Genomic DNA, 15,918 nt, shown 5'->3' with positions numbered 1-15,918 from the left:
AATTATTTCTTGATACGAATCACCGGGGTTTCACCCACGGTAACCGGACCAGAGAGTTTGATCAGGTCTTTGATCTCATCCATGTTAGAGATCACAACCGGCGTCAGCGTGGACTTTGCTTTCTCTTCCAGCAGCGGCAGATCAAATTCGATCACCACGTCGCCTTTTTTCACTTTCTGGCCTTCTTCAGCGATACGTTTGAAGCCTTCACCTTTCAGTTCAACCGTGTCGATACCGAAGTGGACAAACAGCTCGATGCCGTTGTCAGACTCGATTGAAAAGGCGTGGTTGGTTTCGAAAATTTTGCCGATAGTCCCATCAACCGGGGCAACCATTTTGTTGCCTGAAGGTTTGATGGCGATACCGTCACCGACAATTTTCTCCGCGAATACCACATCTGGTACGTCTTCAATATTCACGATTTCGCCTGACAGAGGCGCTACGATTTCAATAGTTCCGGAAGCGCTTTCTGTTTTGTCGCCAAAAAGTTTAGAAAACAAACCCATGATCTTCTCCTAAGCAGTAATTTGGGGCCAGCGTCTCGCGGATCAGCAGAGTGTTTTTTCTTTGATGAACTTGTTCACCAGGTTCATCAAATCATCTGCTGTGGGTTGAGCCAGAGCCTGCTCCGCCAATGCCTTCGCATCTTCAAAATTGGTATTACGAATAATTTTCTTGATGCTCGGGATTGAAATGGCACTCATGCTGAATTCGTCCAGCCCCATTCCCAGTAACAGTAGTGTAGCACGTTCATCACCAGCCAGCTCACCACACATGCCGGTCCATTTCCCTTCGGCATGTGATGCATCGATCACTTGCTTGATGAGGCCCAGAACGGAAGGCGACATTGGGTTATAGAGGTGAGAAATCAAATCATTACCACGATCGACCGCCAGAGTATACTGCGTCAGGTCGTTTGTCCCAATACTGAAGAAATCGACTTCTTTCGCCAGATGGCGGGCAATCACTGCGGAAGCCGGTGTTTCGACCATGATGCCCATCTCAATGGTTTCATCAAAGGCTTTACCTTCTTCACGCAGCTGCGCTTTCAGCATCTCCAGTTCGGCTTTCAGGAAGCGAACTTCTTCCACGGAAATGATCATCGGGAACATGATGCGCAGTTTGCCAAACGAAGAGGCACGCAGGATCGCGCGCAGCTGGGCGTGCAGAATCTCTTTGCGGTCCATGGCGATACGAATCGCACGCCAGCCGAGGAACGGGTTTTCTTCTTTCGGCAGGTCCATATAGGGCAGGTCTTTGTCGCCACCGATATCCATGGTACGGACGATGACGGCCTGTGAGCCCATGGCTTCAGCCACGGCTTTGTAAGCCTGGAACTGTTCTTCTTCAGTCGGCAGTGAATCGCGGTCCATAAACAGGAACTCGGTACGATACAGGCCCACGCCTTCGGCACCGTTACGCTCGGCACCCGCCACATCACGTACAGTACCGATGTTGGCGCACACTTCAACCTGATGACCATCGAGCGTGATCGCCGGCAGATCTTTCAGTTTCGCCAGTTCATGTTTTTCAGACAAATATTGCGTCTGGATGGCTTTCAGCTCTTCCAGTACGTCTGCAGTCGGGTTGATGTAAACTTTGTTGTTTACGCCATCCAGAATCAGAAAATCACCATTGTTCACCGTGGCGGTCACGTTACCGGTGCCGACAATCGCTGGCAGTTCGAGAGAGCGCGCCATGATGGAGGTGTGTGAGGTACGGCCACCGAGATCGGTGATAAAGCCCAGCACCTTTTTCAGGTTCAGCTGCGCAGTTTCTGATGGAGTCAGATCTTTCGCCACCAGAATGGATTCTTCTTCGATGGCGCTCAGGTCAACGATATGCAGGCCAAGGATGTTTTGCAGCAGGCGTTTACCGATATCACGCACGTCAGCCGCACGTTCTTTCAGATATTCGTCATCCAGTTCTTCCAGCGCTTTCGCCTGGCCTTCAATGACGGAGTGGGCAGCAGCATCAGCAGTCGCGCGATCTTTCTTGATCAGGTCGATGATTTCCTGCTCCAGCTCTTCGTCTTCCAGCAGCATGATGTGACCTTCAAAGATCGCCGCTTTCTCTTCACCGAAGGTTTCACCGGCTTTGACTTTGATGGCTTCGAGCTGAGAAGCAGCTTTGCTGCGCCCATCAAGGAAGCGCTGTACTTCCTGCTCAACCTGATCGTCAGAAATTTTTTTACGGTTGATGACGATCTCATCTTCCTTCAGCAGCAGTGCTTTGCCGAAAGCGATACCCGGTGACGCTAAAATACCTGAAATCATAACTCTACCTTTTAATCACGATGGCTCGTTGACCCGATGCATTGCCATTGTCGCGGATAAGTCAATCTACGGAAGCAATAACGCGGACAGGTTGTCCGCGATCAAGATGTTTGCACTCAATGGGGCAAAGGAGTCGGTTTAGTTACAAACTGAGCGGATTACTCCAGCTCAGCCATCAGTTTTACCAGGTGTTCAACCGCTTGCTGCTCATCTTCACCTTCGGCAGACAGCGTAACAACCGTACCCTGAGTCAGACCCAGTGTCTGCAGTTTGAACAAGCTTTTCGCGCTGGCAGATTTGCCATTGGAAGTCACGGTGATTTCTGACTGGAAAGCCTTGGCTTCTTTAACGAACTGAGCTGCAGGACGAGTGTGGAGGCCGTTCGGTGCGGTAATGGTAACTTCTTGCTGGAACATTCTATTTCCCCAACTTTATCAGGTTTGGTGTTATGGATCTAAAGTCTAGCCTGGAGCCGTAACTTTAGCCTGTGTAGGTGCGCGGGTCAGGCATCACGGATGACCAAAAAATGCGCATGAATGAGAGCGTCATTCCAGGTGAAGGATCAAAAGCAGAGATGATCGCTCCATCTGCTCATTATGCCGTGATTCGCCGTATCGCCAAATCAGTAAATCGATTCAGCTTGATCCACTTCAAAGCCCGATTAATTTCAGGCATCGAAATAATTGGCTGCTTAAATACCAGACCCTCGTCACTGAAAGCAATCTGCCAGGTGGTAAAAGTGAGATCTAAGCCACAAAAAAGCACCCATTCGGGTGCTTTTTTCGCCATTTTCAGACTTTGACCGTCACTGTTGCAGCTCTTTTTCGGTGAACAGATCAGCAAAAAGCGCAGTGCTCAGGTAACGCTCGCCAGAGGAGGGCAGGATCACCACAATGTTTTTGTTGGCGAATGCTTCGTCTTCCTGCAGCTTCAGCGCGGCGGCGACGGCTGCCCCTGAGGAGATACCGGCGAGGATGCCTTCTTCTTCCATCAGACGACGTGCGGTGCTGATCGCTTCGTCATTGGTGATGGCAACGACGCGGTCAATCAGTTTCAGGTCAAGGTTGCCTGGGATGAAGCCAGCACCGATACCCTGAATTTTGTGCGGGCCGGGTTTGATCTCTTCACCAGCCAGCGCCTGAGCGATCACCGGGGAATCAGTAGGTTCGACCGCCACTGAAATCAGATCTTTCTTCCCTTTGGTGTTTTTGATGTAACGGCTGACACCGGTCAGCGTGCCGCCCGTACCGACACCGGCGATAAACACGTCCACGGCACCATCGGTATCTTCCCAGATCTCCGGGCCAGTGGTTTTTTCATGAATTTCCGGGTTAGCCGGGTTGCTGAACTGCTGCAGCAGGACAAATTTGTCCGGATCGCTGGCAACAATCTCTTCCGCTTTAGCGATGGCACCTTTCATGCCTTTCGCACCTTCGGTCAATACCAGATTGGCACCCAGCGCTTTCAAAAGCTTACGACGTTCGATCGACATGGTTTCCGGCATGGTCAGCGTCAGCTTGTAACCACGCGCCGCCGCCACATAGGCCAGGGCAATACCGGTGTTACCGCTGGTGGGTTCAACCAGTTCTACGCCAGGTTTCAGGATGCCGCGTTTTTCTGCGTCCCAAATCATATTGGCACCGATACGGCATTTGACGCTGAAGCTCGGGTTACGGGACTCGACCTTCGCCAGAATGCGGCCGTTACCGATGCGGTTCAGTCGAACCAGCGGCGTATGACCAATTGTCAGCGAGTTGTCTTCATAGATCTTACTCATAGCTCGTCCTTAACTGTATGAAATATTGGGAACCCTCAGAGCATACCTTTTCTGCCTGAGTGCGGAAGGAAAGAAATCGTATATCTATATAGCCCACAACCATAAGCCCCATGCAAAAAAGCATAAGGCTCTTTGATGGATTAATGACGCTGATGTTGCAGGCGATAACGATCCACCCACATTGCCGTGGCACCACAAACCGCGACCGGCATGATGGCCAGATTGACTATTGGGATCATGGTGAACAGGCTCACCAGCGCACCAAACTGCATATTGGCGGTTTTATGCTGGCGTAACGCATTGCGCATGCGGGCAAAACTCACTTTGTGGTTATCAAAGGGATAATCGCAGTATTGCACTGACAACATCCAGGCGCTGAACAGGAACCATAAAAGCGGTGCCACGGTTTGACCAAAGCCGGGGATAAAATGGAGCAACAGCAGGCCGAATGCGCGTGGCAAATAGTAACCCAGCTTCTGCATTTCACGTTTCATGATGCGCGGGACGTCTTTCAGCATCGCGACCCAGCCGCTATCCGGCAGTGGATTTCCGGTTAAACGCCCTTCCAGTTGTTCCGCCAGCAGGCCGCAAAAGGGCGCAGCAATCAGGTTGGCAATGGTGGAGAAGAAATAGCTGAATATCAGCACAATCGAAATCACCGTCAGCGGCCACAGCAGATAGCTGAGCCACTGCAGCCAGTCGGGAATGTGCGCCATTAATTGCGGGATCCACTGCCCAAGGCGCTGAAACAGCCAGATAAAGGCACCGCCCAGTAGCAAAATATTGACCAGCAGGGGGATGATGACGTATCGGCGAATGCCGGGCAGACGCACCAGTTTCCATCCTTCGGCGAAGTAATGAATACCATTAAATGATGAGACCGAATTCTCAGCGGGCATAACGGGCCTTTCTCCATAGGTGTGCGGGCGCAAACATCATAACCTGGCTTTTCCTGTCTTTTTATCGGCAACCGGGTCGCTTTGCGCGAAAAAACAGCAAAAAAGCGTGGGGGAGCTATCTTATTTGTCAGAAAATACTGCACAGACTTGCACTTGTGTAGCTGGGCAAATACAGTTAGAGGGTAAAGTTTGCCGTGGTGGCAAGGTATTGGAACAACAGAGAATACAATGATGCAGGATTTGCGTCTGATATTAATCGTTGTTGGCGCGATCGCCATAATAGCGCTGCTACTTCACGGACTGTGGTCCAGCCGTAAAGAGCGCTCTTCTGTGTTTCGCGATCGCCCGCACAAACGTCTGAAACAACGCGAAGAAGCGGATGATGATCTGCTGAGCGACGATGATGAAGGCGTCGGCGAAGTTCGTGTTCGTCGCGATCATGACACGCACGATGAACCAGAGTTTGGCGGTTATCCGGAGAAGAAGCCTGCCAGCGCGCCGCGTGCGCCGGAACCTGTTCGTCAGCCTGCACCGCGCCAGGAACCGCCAGTCGCGCGTGATCCGCTGTTTGATGCGGAGCCTGAAGTGCGCCAGCAACCTGAGCCGCCGGTAGCGCCAGTGGCAAGACCGGCACCGCAGCCTCAGCCGATTCAGGCCGATCCGTTGCTGGATCAGGAACCGCTCGCCGCCACACAACCAGCACCTGAATTCCAGGCCGCAGAACAACCCGAGCCGCATGTGGCTGCGCCGGTTGTCCATGAAGAAAAACAGCCGCAGCCTGCTGCTGCTGGCAGTAAGAAAGAAGCCGTGCTGGTACTGCATGTTGCTGCCCATGCGGGTGGCGTACTGAATGGTGAAGCGTTGTTGCAGGGGATTCTGCAGGCAGGCTTCCAGTTCGGCGAAATGAATATTTTCCATCGCCACCTCAGCCCGGCAGGTAGCGGCCCGGTGCTGTTTAGCCTGGCCAATATGGTGAAGCCTGGCTCGTTCAACCCGGATGAGATGGGCGATTTCAGCACCCCTGGCGTGTCTATCTTTATGATGGTGCCGTCTTACGGGGATGCGAACCAGAACTTCAAACTGATGCTGCAATCCGCGCAACGCATCGCGGATGACGTGGGTGGCGTGGTGCTGGATGATGAGCGTCGTATGATGACGCCGCAAAAGCTGGAAACCTACAAAGCGCGTATTCGTGAGGTTATCGGCTGATAACCTGCACAGACGTCAAAAAATCTCTACTTATAACCCCCGCCTGTCGGGGGTTTTTTATCGGATGAGGCACTATGAAATCGGTTCAGGAGCAGATCACCGCGCTGCGCACCACGTTACGTCACCACGAATATCTCTACCATGTGATGGATACGCCGGAAGTCCCGGATGCAGAGTATGACCGATTAATGGCGCAGCTGCGTGAGCTGGAGGGGGCGCATCCCGATCTGGTCACGCCGGATTCGCCGACGCAACGCGTAGGTGCTGAGCCACTGGCGGCTTTCGACCAGGTACGCCATGAAGTGCCTATGCTGTCGCTGGATAATACTTTCGATGAGGCTGGCTTCCTTGCCTTTAACAAACGCGTTCAGGATCGTCTGAAAAGCAGCGATGACCTGGTCTACTGCTGCGAACTCAAGCTGGATGGCCTGGCGGTAAGCCTGCTCTACGAAGATGGCGTACTGGTGCGTGCTGCGACCCGTGGTGACGGCACCACCGGGGAAAACATCACCGTTAACGTTCGCACCATTCATGCGATTCCGCTACGCCTGCGTGGTGACAACATTCCGGCACGCGTTGAAGTCCGTGGTGAAGTCTTTATGACGGAAAGCGGTTTCGAAAAACTTAATGAGGAAGCGCGCCGCACCGGAGGCAAGGTTTTTGCTAACCCGCGTAATGCGGCCGCAGGTTCACTGCGTCAGCTCGATCCGCGCATCACCGCTAAGCGTCCGCTGACCTTTTTCTGCTACGGCCTTGGCCTGCTGGAAGGAGGCGAAATGCCCGCCAGCCATCTTGGGCGTCTGGAGCAATTTAAGGCCTGGGGATTACCGGTGAGCAACCGCATCCGTCTGGCAAACAATGCGGACGAGGTGCTGGAATTTTATCGTCAGATTGAACAGGATCGCCCCACGCTGGGTTTCGATATTGATGGTGTGGTTATCAAGGTCGATTCGCTGGCATTGCAGGAACAGCTGGGCTTTGTTGCGCGGGCACCGCGCTGGGCTGTGGCGTTCAAGTTTCCCGCCCAGGAGCAGCTGACCTTCGTACGCGATGTTGAGTTTCAGGTAGGGCGTACCGGGGCCATCACGCCGGTGGCGCGTCTGGAGCCGGTGCAGGTCGCTGGGGTGATCGTCAGTAATGCGACGTTGCATAACGCCGATGAAATCGCCCGACTCGGGCTGCGTATTGGCGACAAAGTCGTCATTCGTCGCGCAGGCGATGTCATCCCGCAGGTGGTGAATGTGGTGGAATCCGAACGTCCGGACGATACGCGTGAAATCGTGTTCCCCAGCCACTGTCCGGTATGTGGTTCTGATGTTGAGCGTGTGGAAGGCGAAGCCGTAACGCGCTGTACCGGCGGGTTGATTTGCGGTGCCCAGCGCAAAGAAGCGTTGAAGCACTTTGTGTCGCGCCGTGCGCTGGATGTTGATGGCATGGGTGACAAAATCATCGACCAACTGGTGGAAAAAGAATACGTCAAAACCCCTGCCGACCTGTTCCGTCTGACGGCGGGTAAACTCACCGGGCTGGACCGTATGGGGCCGAAGTCGGCGCAGAATGTGGTCGATGCGCTGGAGAAAGCCAAATTCACTACGCTGCCACGTTTCCTCTACGCGCTCGGCATCCGTGAAGTCGGCGAAGCCACCGCCGCTAACCTGGCAAACCATTTCGGCGAGCTGGAAAAGGTGATGGATGCTGATCTGGATGCGCTGATTGCGGTACAGGATGTCGGCAAAGTGGTGGCCAGCCACGTACGTAATTTTATGGATGAAGAGAGTAACCGGGAAGTTATCCGCGAGCTGACGGAACAGATGGGCGTGCACTGGCCGCAGGTTGAGGTGGTCAATGCTGAAGAGATTGATAGCCCGTTCGCCGGTAAAACCGTGGTATTGACCGGTTCGCTGTCGCAGATGAACCGTGATGATGCGAAAGCGCGTTTGACGGCGCTGGGTGCTAAAGTCAGCGGTAGCGTATCGAAGAAAACCGACTTGTTGATTGCCGGTGAAGCCGCAGGTTCTAAGCTGGCGAAGGCCCAGGAACTGGGCATTGCGGTGATTGACGAAGCAGAGATGATTCGCCTGCTCGGAGCCTGATATGGAAAAGCAGCAGCTGATTGAGATCGCCAACACGCCGATGCCATTTGGCAAATACAAAGGCAGAATGCTGATTGACCTGCCAGAGCCTTATCTGCTGTGGTTTGCCCGTGGCGGTGAATTTCCCGCCGGTAAACTCGGTGAGCTGATGCAGATAACGCTGGCGATCAAGATCGAAGGACTGGAAGGTCTGGTGAAGCCGCTGAAGCGCAGTGAATAAAAGAACAAGGCCCGCATGCGGGCCTTGTTATCAGGATTTTTGTGCTTCAGCCTGTTGCTGTTGCGCCAGATGTTTTTCGTTGCTGGCTTTATAGCGTTGTGCGATGAATGAACAGACCATCAACTGTACCTGGTGGAAGATCATCAGCGGCAGCACGATAATCCCCACGCTGCTGGCCGGGAACAGGATATTGGCCATCGGCACGCCGTTTGCCAGGCTCTTTTTCGAGCCGCAGAACAATACCGTAATCTCATCAGCACGTTTGAAGCCGAACAGACGTGAAGCCCCGAGGTTAATCAGCAGTACCACTACCAGCAGCAGCAGGCTGCCCGCCAGGATCCACAGCAGGGTATCCACGCCGACACGATTCCAGATGCCGTTAACCACCGCTTCACTAAAGGCGGAATAAACCACCAGCAGAATCGAAGTCTGGTCAGTTTTGCCAATCAGGCTGCGATGTTTTTCTACCCAGCCACCAATCCAGCGGCGTGAGATGTGACCCAGCACAAAAGGCACCAGCAATTGCAGCATGATTTTACCAATCTGCTCCAGGCCGTTGCTCGGCGCATCGCTGTGCACATTCATTACCAGGTTAACCAGCAACGGTGAAACAAAAACACCGAGCAGACTGGAAGCGGAAGCGCTGCATACCGCTGCGGCGACGTTACCGCCCGCCATCGAGGTAAAGGCAATCGCCGACTGCACGGTGGCAGGCAAAATGCAGAGATAAATAAAACCGGTATAGATATCGGTACCCACATCAACCGGATGCCACCACACCAGCAGCAGACCAAGGATCGGGAACAGCACAAAGGTGCTGCACATAATCCATAAATGCAGCCGCCAGTGGCTGCTACCGGCGATGATTTTTTCCCGTGACAGCTTAGCGCCATGCATAAAGAACAGCAGGGCGATGGCGGCGGTGGTCAGCCATTCGAAGAAATCGACAAACCCGCCTTTGGCCGGTAAGAAGCTGGCCAGCAGCACGGTGATGATGAGTTTGACCATCATCGGGTCGAGTCGTAAAAATCCCATTGTTACAATCCGGTTAAGCAAAAAATGATGTTGCTGATTGTGCGCTAGCTGGGTTTAGAAATAAAATTGATTTATTGCATCAATCTATGAGCGCTATCGATGAATTACACGTTACGCCAGTTGCGCACCTTTGTCGCCGTTGCGAAGTACGGCAGCTTTAGTCAGGCGGGGCAGGTGATTGGCCTTAGCCAGTCGGCGGTCAGCCACAGCATTAAAGAGCTGGAGGCGGAGATGGGAGTACGGTTACTGGATCGTACCACCCGTGAAGTGCAACTGACCGAGGCCGGGCAGCAACTGGCAACGCGGCTTGAGCGGCTGCTGGAGGAGCTAAACACTACGGTGCAGGATGTGCGCAGCTATGGTGAACAGCGCAGTGGGACGGTGCGGGTCGCTGCCAGCCAGACGCCGTCTGCCCATCTGATGCCACAATGCCTCGCCAGCTGTCAGCAACACTATCCGGATATTCGCGTGATTTTGCATGATCGCGCCCAGCAGTGGGTGCTGCAAAGCGTACGTAATGCGGAAGTCGATTTCGGCCTGATTATTGGGCCGATCAGCGATAGCGATTTTGATTATCAAACCATCATGAATGAGCCATTTTTATTGCTGTGCCGGGAAGATGATGTGCTGGCGCAGGAAGCTCAGCCGCAGTGGGCGATGCTGGACGGTCGTACTATGGTGTTACAGGATTATGCTTCCGGCAGCCGTGCGCTGATTGATGCCGCGTTGCAGCAGCAGTCGATTGCGGTGAATGTGGTACAGGAGATTGGTCACCCGGCGACGCTGTATCCGATGGTTGAGGCAGGAATTGGCATCAGTATCTTACCGGCGCTGGCGTTACCCTTGCCTTCCGGACGAAAACTGACGGTGCGGCGGCTGTATCCTGAAATCAATCGCAGCCTGATGTTGATTAAGCGCAGAAACCGCTCGCTGACACCCGCGGCAGAGGCCATCTGGCAGGAAGTGCGTCAGCAGGCTGAGCTGCTGACGCAACAACGTTCCCTCAAACCGGCGTTTTAAACGTAAACGTTGATTTGATTGGTATCGGTAGGACGGTTAATGCCATCAGCCTTGGTGCTGGTGGAGGAGGAGGTATCCTGCTTTTGTTGCTGTTCCTGCTGCTGCTGGGCTTTTTGTGTCGCCTGCTGCTCGATTTGCGTGATCTGCGCCTCAATCATCTGAATCTGCGACTGAATCATTTGCTCCTGCGCTGATTTTTGCTCATCAGTCAGGGTGTCATCACTGGACAGATCTTTGAGTTCTTTGGTGAGACTCTGGATTTGCTTATTCAGACTGGCAATTTGTGAGGTATTGCCGCTACTGCTACTACTACTGACACTGCTGGACACACTTGAAATGGTACTCATGGTTTTCTCCTTGCAATAGTTCACAGTCGTTATCGGCAAGGGGATAAAATTACATGAGGGCACAAAGTGTTAAGGTTGTGAAAAGGGTGGGGAAAGCGCACATAGCAAAAAGGCGCCTTTAGGGCGCCTTTCTACATTGGTGGGTCGTGCAGGATTCGAACCTGCGACCAATTGATTAAAAGTCAACTGCTCTACCAACTGAGCTAACGACCCGAAGTGGTGGGTGATGACGGGCTCGAACCGCCGACCCCCTCCTTGTAAGGGAGATGCTCTACCAACTGAGCTAATCACCCCACTTCGGTACTGCTTAACAAGAGCGTCATCTGACTAAGATGTGGTGGGTGATGACGGGCTCGAACCGCCGACCCCCTCCTTGTAAGGGAGATGCTCTACCAACTGAGCTAATCACCCCCGCTGTGTGGAGTCGCATTATAGGGATCCTTCGAAGTGAGTCAACGCTTTTTAAAACATAAATGTGCGTTCGCTTTAAAATTAAACATCCTGCAGGCCATTTAGCCAATATGCTGGTTTTATTAGCAGAAAACTGACTCTCTCTGACGGTGCCTGCGGCGACAATCATTGAGGAATCACGGTCAGCTGCTAGAATATGCCCACTGTTTTTTCGCGTTAACCTGTTTTTTGTCATCCAGACAACGAACCTCCGCGCATTTAAGGCAATGCTGAATGAAAATCAAAACTCGCTTCGCACCCAGCCCCACTGGCTATCTGCATGTGGGCGGTGCTCGTACTGCTCTTTACTCCTGGCTTTATGCTCGTCATAACAAGGGCGAATTTGTTCTGCGTATCGAAGATACCGATCTGGAGCGATCCACACCGGAAGCCATCGAAGCCATTATGGATGGCATGAACTGGCTGAGCCTCGACTGGAACGAAGGTCCGTACTACCAGACCAAACGCTTTGATCGCTACAACGCGGTGATCGATGAGATGCTGGTGGCTGGCACTGCTTATAAATGTTACTGCTCCAAAGAGCGCCTGGAAGCGTTGCGTGAAGAACAGATGGCGAAGGGTGAAAAGCCGCGTTACGACGGCCGTTGCCGCGACAGCCATGAACATCACGCTGCCGACGAACCTTGTGTGGTGCGTTTCCGCAATCCGCAGGAAGGCTCTGTCATTTTTGATGATCAGATTCGTGGTCCGATTGAGTTCAGCAACCAGGAACTGGATGACCTGATCATTCGTCGTACCGATGGTTCGCCGACCTATAACTTCTGTGTGGTGGTGGACGATTGGGATATGGGTATCACCCACGTTATCCGTGGCGAAGACCATATCAACAACACGCCGCGTCAGATCAACATCCTGAAAGCGATTGGTGCCGAAGTCCCTGTGTACGCGCACGTATCCATGATCCTCGGTGATGACGGGAAGAAGCTGTCCAAACGTCATGGCGCGGTGGGGGTGATGCAGTATCGTGATGATGGTTACCTGCCGGAAGCGCTGCTCAACTATCTGGTGCGCCTGGGTTGGTCACATGGCGATCAGGAAATCTTCAGCGTGGCGGAAATGACCGAACTGTTTACCCTCGATGCGGTGAGCAAATCGGCCAGTGCCTTCAATACTGAAAAATTGCAGTGGCTGAACCATCACTACATTAATACCCTGCCGCCGGAATATGTGGCGACGCATCTGCAGTGGCATATTGAACAGCAGAACATCGATACCCGTACCGGTCCGGAACTGGCGAAGCTGGTTACCCTGCTGGGCGAGCGTTGTAAGACGCTGGTAGAGATTGCGGCATCCTGCCGTTACTTCTATGAAGAGTTCGATGCCTTTGATGCTGACGCTGCGAAGAAGCATCTGCGTCCGGTTGCGCGTCAGCCGCTGGAAGTGGTACGTGACAAATTGGCTGCCATCAGTGACAACGACTGGACCGCAGAGAATGTGCATCACGCCATTCAGGGCGCAGCAGACGAACTGGAGCTGGGGATGGGCAAAGTCGGTATGCCGTTGCGCGTTGCCGTGACCGGTGCGGGTCAGTCTCCGGCGCTGGATGTGACTGTGCAGGCCATTGGCCGCAGCCGTAGCGTGGCACGTATCGAAAAAGCGCTGGCCTTTATTGCCGAGCGTGAAGCCCAGGCATAATGTTCTGCGCTGACCTCTGACAGGCATAAAAAAAGCCGGAAGCATCTGCTCCCGGCTTTTTTATTTTTCCTGAATTCCCAGCCGTTGTAACACGCCTCTGATCCCTTCCCGTAGCAGAAGAGCCACCAGTTGTTCCTGTTCGGCTGCTGTCATTTGCTGGACAGAATTTATTAATAACGCAGGTAACGTATTTTGCTGTGCACCGTAATGAGCTGCCGGTTCGTTCGCATGGCGGGTGGATTGGATAAAGCTTTTCACGCGTTCATCGATATGGATCAATCGAGCCTTACCGCCCTGTACACCGGGCTTGGGCGTGGTTGTCCAGTTTTCGCGTTTAATCCATTTGTTAACAGTCTGCCGACTGTAGCCCGTTTCCAGCGCGAGTTCTTCGGGTGTTAGCCATTCCTTTTTCACGACGCTTTCCCTGTTAAATACATTAGCTCTACATATTACAACAAAACGTTACAGGAAAAAGTAATCACGAAGGAAAATGCCTCCTGCCATCCGGCAAAAGGCATAAATCGATTAAGAGGCTTCGGTTGCTGCCGCCTGCGCCGGACGGAAGGCGACGAAGTAGGTCAGAGCGACAAAAATTGCGCCACCAACACCGTTACCCAGGAACACCGCAACGAAATTCGGCAGGTACTCAGCCCAGCTGAGCTGTCCGGCAAAAATCGCGGCAGGAACGATGAACATGTTTGCCACTACGTGCTGGAAGCCAATGGCGACGAATGCCATCACCGGGAACCACATGCCGAAAATTTTGCCCACCACATCTTTACTGGCGAAGGCCAGCCAGACGGCAAGACACACCAGCCAGTTACAGCCGATGCCGGAGATAAAGGCATGCATGAAATCGGCATTCACTTTGGCCGTGGCAATAGCGACGGTTTTCTTCAGGTAATCGCCTTCGGTCATGCCGAGCATATGGCCGAAGAACCAGGCCACGGCGATACTGCCGAGGAAGTTAGCAATGGTGACCCAGAACCAGTTACGCAGCACGCTAAAGCCGCTGATGCGGCGCGCGAACCAGGCAATTGGCATGGTCATCATATTACCGGTCAGCAGTTCACCACCGGCGAGCACGGTCAGAATCAGCCCGACGGGGAACACTGCCGCACCGAGAAATCCGCCAAAGGAACCCCAGTCGGCAGGGAGTTGGTTAATCACATGGAGATCGAGCAGGAAGCCGGTAGCAATGAATGCACCGGCCATAAAGCCGAGAATCAATAAAGTTGAAACGGATGCCTGGCTTTTGACCACGCCAGACTGAATCGCCAGCTGGGCGATCTCTTTTGGTGTATGCAGCGACATAAACTCACTTTTCTTTTATTGGCAAAGGGAAGGTGCTAACCGGCAAAAGGTTAAACCCTGGTCGGTGACCGGTTAATTAGCGTGCTAAGTTTACACTCCCTTTTAACGAAAACAAGATTTCTCCTAACATGATTAACGCGTGGTTAACCTTGTGGGTTATTAACGGGGAAGGGGGATGTCCGGCAAAAGCCTGGCGATGATGAAAAAAAAGCCAGTGCGGCGCGGGTTTGCCGCCTTTTTCAGCGATTGAACACAGAACCGAAATTTGACGTTGACACCCAGGAATGGGTTTCATATTATGCCGTCCGTCGAGGTGACTCGGCGGTTTTTTCGGTTCGGGGCTATAGCTCAGCTGGGAGAGCGCTTGCATGGCATGCAAGAGGTCAGCGGTTCGATCCCGCTTAGCTCCACCAAACTTCTTCCCAGGGGTTTGGCACTGAAAAAACGATTCCAGATGTGGGGGTATAGCTCAGCTGGGAGAGCGCTTGCATGGCATGCAAGAGGTCAGCGGTTCGATCCCGCTTATCTCCACCATTCATCCTGATTCATTGCAATCAATCTGTTAAAAATCATCCATACCTTTAAGTTGCTAAACTTTTGCACGCATATTCGTTGGCGGGCCTGCGCTGCTATAGCCGGTTTCATCGCTTTTTTGGTCATAAAAATACGGCTCGTTCCTTCAGGTAAACAATCGATCCTGTCGAACGCCTGCCTTTGGTCAAACTGGACTGGTCGAAAAATGGTCTGTAGTATAAGAAATTCTTAATGAAAGGGAGTTTCATATATGGATACTACGGAACAGCTGAATGGGACATGCTTCTACAAGGGATTAACCAATCTTACCGCTGGCGAGTTGTTCTTTTTTGTCTTTCTGGAGGAAGCTCAAAAGCAGCTTGGTGCGGGGGATGTGGTAGCTCTGGCTCTTATCATCTTAGGGCAGCCAACTCAAAGCACCAGAGGAAAGCCTGCTGGTGCAACGCCAGGGACATCGATTCTCAGTGAAAACCTTCGACGCTGGTTAAAGTTTCGTGTTAACCGATGGCCTACCCTGACAAACGAAAGCATCCGGCACCTACGTTTCAGCTATGTCACTAACCTGGGTGCTTTTGCCGGTCGCTGGATACCGATTTTGGGCATTGCCTTTGTGATGAATGATGTTGCGCGGATAGGGTTTAACACTCTCAATACCTATAATCAAATTGCCAGAGAGGGTGATCGCATATGGTGAAAGATATCGAAAACGCGGTTACTGAATGGTATGAAGCAACCTACAACAGTAAACCTCTCTTTGCCAAAGCTAAACCTGTATTGACGCCTGAAACGAGTCTGAATATGGGAAAATATCCTTGGGCGAGGGAGGCAGGCGACGAAATCATGAAGGATTACTTCCAACGTTTTAATGTTGACAGTAGTAACTTCAACTTCCTTGCATACTGGCCTTATGAGAAAGGAATGCTGCCTAATTTTTTTCGCCCAAAGTCGCAAAAAATCACTCAGGTTGAGCCTAAATCACTCACCATTCATATGCTGATCGATTCCGCCAAAGCCGGGCGCTGGCTGTTTGATTAATCAAAAGCCTGCATAACTGTAGCGGCGCGATTTATCGCGCAATTCCGTGCACA

The 15,918-nt window shown here is 52.6% G+C and carries 17 protein-coding genes and 5 tRNA genes; 10 read left to right on the top strand and 12 right to left on the bottom strand.

Features of this window, described 5'->3' with window-relative positions:
* Window positions 1–2: 2 nt before the first annotated feature.
* The 3 genes from crr to ptsH all read right to left on the bottom strand — a co-directional run bounded on the left by crr (window position 3) and on the right by ptsH (window position 2,692).
* Window positions 3–506, bottom strand: a complete 504-nt coding sequence (gene crr, locus HA50_RS14120) for a PTS glucose transporter subunit IIA (protein ID WP_084876224.1) — start codon at window positions 504–506, stop codon at window positions 3–5.
* 42 nt (window positions 507–548) lie between these two features.
* Window positions 549–2,276: a phosphoenolpyruvate-protein phosphotransferase PtsI gene (gene ptsI / locus HA50_RS14115; RefSeq protein WP_084876223.1), complete on the bottom strand. Its 1,728-nt coding sequence runs from the start codon at window positions 2,274–2,276 to the stop codon at window positions 549–551.
* A 158-nt stretch (window positions 2,277–2,434) separates the two neighbouring features.
* Window positions 2,435–2,692 (bottom strand): phosphocarrier protein Hpr, encoded by a 258-nt coding sequence (ptsH, locus tag HA50_RS14110; RefSeq protein ID WP_007889063.1) that lies wholly within the window; start codon window positions 2,690–2,692, stop codon window positions 2,435–2,437.
* Between the two features lie 110 nt (window positions 2,693–2,802).
* On the opposite strand from ptsH, the gene HA50_RS31400 reads away from it, so the two are divergent.
* Entirely contained in the window at window positions 2,803–3,078 is a 276-nt protein-coding gene (locus HA50_RS31400) for a hypothetical protein (RefSeq protein ID WP_158087407.1), read from the top strand.
* A gap of 3 nt (window positions 3,079–3,081) precedes the next feature.
* Here HA50_RS31400 and cysK read toward each other — a convergent pair whose 3' ends face one another.
* Both cysK and cysZ read right to left on the bottom strand, forming a co-directional pair.
* Window positions 3,082–4,053, bottom strand: coding sequence for a cysteine synthase A (gene cysK, locus HA50_RS14100; protein ID WP_084876221.1), 972 nt, complete (start codon window positions 4,051–4,053; stop codon window positions 3,082–3,084).
* A 140-nt stretch (window positions 4,054–4,193) separates the two neighbouring features.
* Window positions 4,194–4,952 carry a sulfate transporter CysZ gene (gene cysZ, locus HA50_RS14095; RefSeq protein ID WP_084876220.1) on the bottom strand — a complete coding sequence of 253 codons (759 nt, stop codon included), beginning with the start codon at window positions 4,950–4,952 and terminating at the stop codon, window positions 4,194–4,196.
* A 228-nt stretch (window positions 4,953–5,180) separates the two neighbouring features.
* On the opposite strand from cysZ, the gene zipA reads away from it, so the two are divergent.
* The 3 genes from zipA to HA50_RS14080 all read left to right on the top strand — a co-directional run bounded on the left by zipA (window position 5,181) and on the right by HA50_RS14080 (window position 8,474).
* Window positions 5,181–6,161: a cell division protein ZipA gene (gene zipA, locus HA50_RS14090; RefSeq protein ID WP_084876219.1), complete on the top strand. Its 981-nt coding sequence runs from the start codon at window positions 5,181–5,183 to the stop codon at window positions 6,159–6,161.
* 74 nt (window positions 6,162–6,235) lie between these two features.
* Window positions 6,236–8,254, top strand: coding sequence for an NAD-dependent DNA ligase LigA (ligA, locus tag HA50_RS14085; RefSeq protein WP_084876218.1), 2,019 nt, complete (start codon window positions 6,236–6,238; stop codon window positions 8,252–8,254).
* Window position 8,255: 1 nt separating this feature from the next.
* Complete coding sequence (locus tag HA50_RS14080; protein ID WP_084876217.1) at window positions 8,256–8,474, top strand: DUF3820 family protein; 219 nt, start codon at window positions 8,256–8,258, stop codon at window positions 8,472–8,474.
* A 30-nt stretch (window positions 8,475–8,504) separates the two neighbouring features.
* Here the strand turns inward: HA50_RS14080 and HA50_RS14075 are convergent, their stop codons facing one another.
* Complete coding sequence (locus HA50_RS14075; protein ID WP_084876216.1) at window positions 8,505–9,509, bottom strand: bile acid:sodium symporter family protein; 1,005 nt, start codon at window positions 9,507–9,509, stop codon at window positions 8,505–8,507.
* A gap of 99 nt (window positions 9,510–9,608) precedes the next feature.
* On the opposite strand from HA50_RS14075, the gene HA50_RS14070 reads away from it, so the two are divergent.
* Window positions 9,609–10,529 (top strand): LysR family transcriptional regulator, encoded by a 921-nt coding sequence (locus HA50_RS14070; protein ID WP_084876215.1) that lies wholly within the window; start codon window positions 9,609–9,611, stop codon window positions 10,527–10,529.
* Here the strand turns inward: HA50_RS14070 and HA50_RS14065 are convergent.
* The 4 genes from HA50_RS14065 to HA50_RS14050 form a co-directional block, all read right to left on the bottom strand.
* Window positions 10,526–10,876 carry a FlxA-like family protein gene (locus HA50_RS14065; RefSeq protein ID WP_084876214.1) on the bottom strand — a complete coding sequence of 117 codons (351 nt, stop codon included), beginning with the start codon at window positions 10,874–10,876 and terminating at the stop codon, window positions 10,526–10,528. The two genes, HA50_RS14070 and HA50_RS14065, sit on opposite strands and share 4 nt — an antisense overlap.
* Window positions 10,877–11,013: 137 nt before the next feature.
* Window positions 11,014–11,089: transfer RNA gene (locus tag HA50_RS14060), tRNA-Lys, on the bottom strand.
* Window positions 11,090–11,093: 4 nt separating this feature from the next.
* Window positions 11,094–11,169: transfer RNA gene (locus HA50_RS14055), tRNA-Val, on the bottom strand.
* A 42-nt stretch (window positions 11,170–11,211) separates the two neighbouring features.
* Window positions 11,212–11,287: transfer RNA gene (locus HA50_RS14050), tRNA-Val, on the bottom strand.
* 273 nt (window positions 11,288–11,560) lie between these two features.
* On the opposite strand from HA50_RS14050, the gene gltX reads away from it, so the two are divergent.
* On the top strand, window positions 11,561–12,982 hold the full coding sequence (gltX, locus tag HA50_RS14045) for a glutamate--tRNA ligase (RefSeq protein ID WP_084876213.1): 1,422 nt from the start codon (window positions 11,561–11,563) through the stop codon (window positions 12,980–12,982).
* Between the two features lie 60 nt (window positions 12,983–13,042).
* Here the strand turns inward: gltX and HA50_RS14040 are convergent, their stop codons facing one another.
* A complete protein-coding gene (locus HA50_RS14040; RefSeq protein WP_084876212.1) occupies window positions 13,043–13,396 on the bottom strand; it encodes a YfeC-like transcriptional regulator in 354 nt (117 codons plus the stop codon).
* 111 nt (window positions 13,397–13,507) lie between these two features.
* Window positions 13,508–14,296: a formate/nitrite transporter family protein gene (locus HA50_RS14035; RefSeq protein ID WP_084876211.1), complete on the bottom strand. Its 789-nt coding sequence runs from the start codon at window positions 14,294–14,296 to the stop codon at window positions 13,508–13,510.
* A 337-nt stretch (window positions 14,297–14,633) separates the two neighbouring features.
* Between HA50_RS14035 and HA50_RS14030 the strand changes: the two genes are divergently transcribed.
* The 4 genes from HA50_RS14030 to HA50_RS14015 all read left to right on the top strand — a co-directional run bounded on the left by HA50_RS14030 (window position 14,634) and on the right by HA50_RS14015 (window position 15,865).
* Window positions 14,634–14,709: transfer RNA gene (locus tag HA50_RS14030), tRNA-Ala, on the top strand.
* 45 nt (window positions 14,710–14,754) lie between these two features.
* Window positions 14,755–14,830, top strand: a tRNA-Ala gene (locus HA50_RS14025).
* A 250-nt stretch (window positions 14,831–15,080) separates the two neighbouring features.
* The gene (locus HA50_RS14020; protein ID WP_084876210.1) at window positions 15,081–15,524 is read left to right on the top strand and encodes an STM2901 family protein; all 444 of its coding nucleotides are present in this window, start codon (window positions 15,081–15,083) and stop codon (window positions 15,522–15,524) included.
* Window positions 15,518–15,865 carry a DUF1493 family protein gene (locus HA50_RS14015; RefSeq protein WP_084876209.1) on the top strand — a complete coding sequence of 116 codons (348 nt, stop codon included), beginning with the start codon at window positions 15,518–15,520 and terminating at the stop codon, window positions 15,863–15,865. The genes HA50_RS14020 and HA50_RS14015 overlap by 7 nt, the downstream gene beginning before the upstream one ends.
* Window positions 15,866–15,918: the final 53 nt, after the last annotated feature.

It is taken from the genome of Pantoea cypripedii (genome assembly GCF_002095535.1).
Lineage (GTDB): Bacteria > Pseudomonadota > Gammaproteobacteria > Enterobacterales > Enterobacteriaceae > Pantoea > Pantoea cypripedii.
Note: the sequence above shows the minus strand (reverse complement) of the source record. Positions and strands in the feature narration are given on the sequence as shown.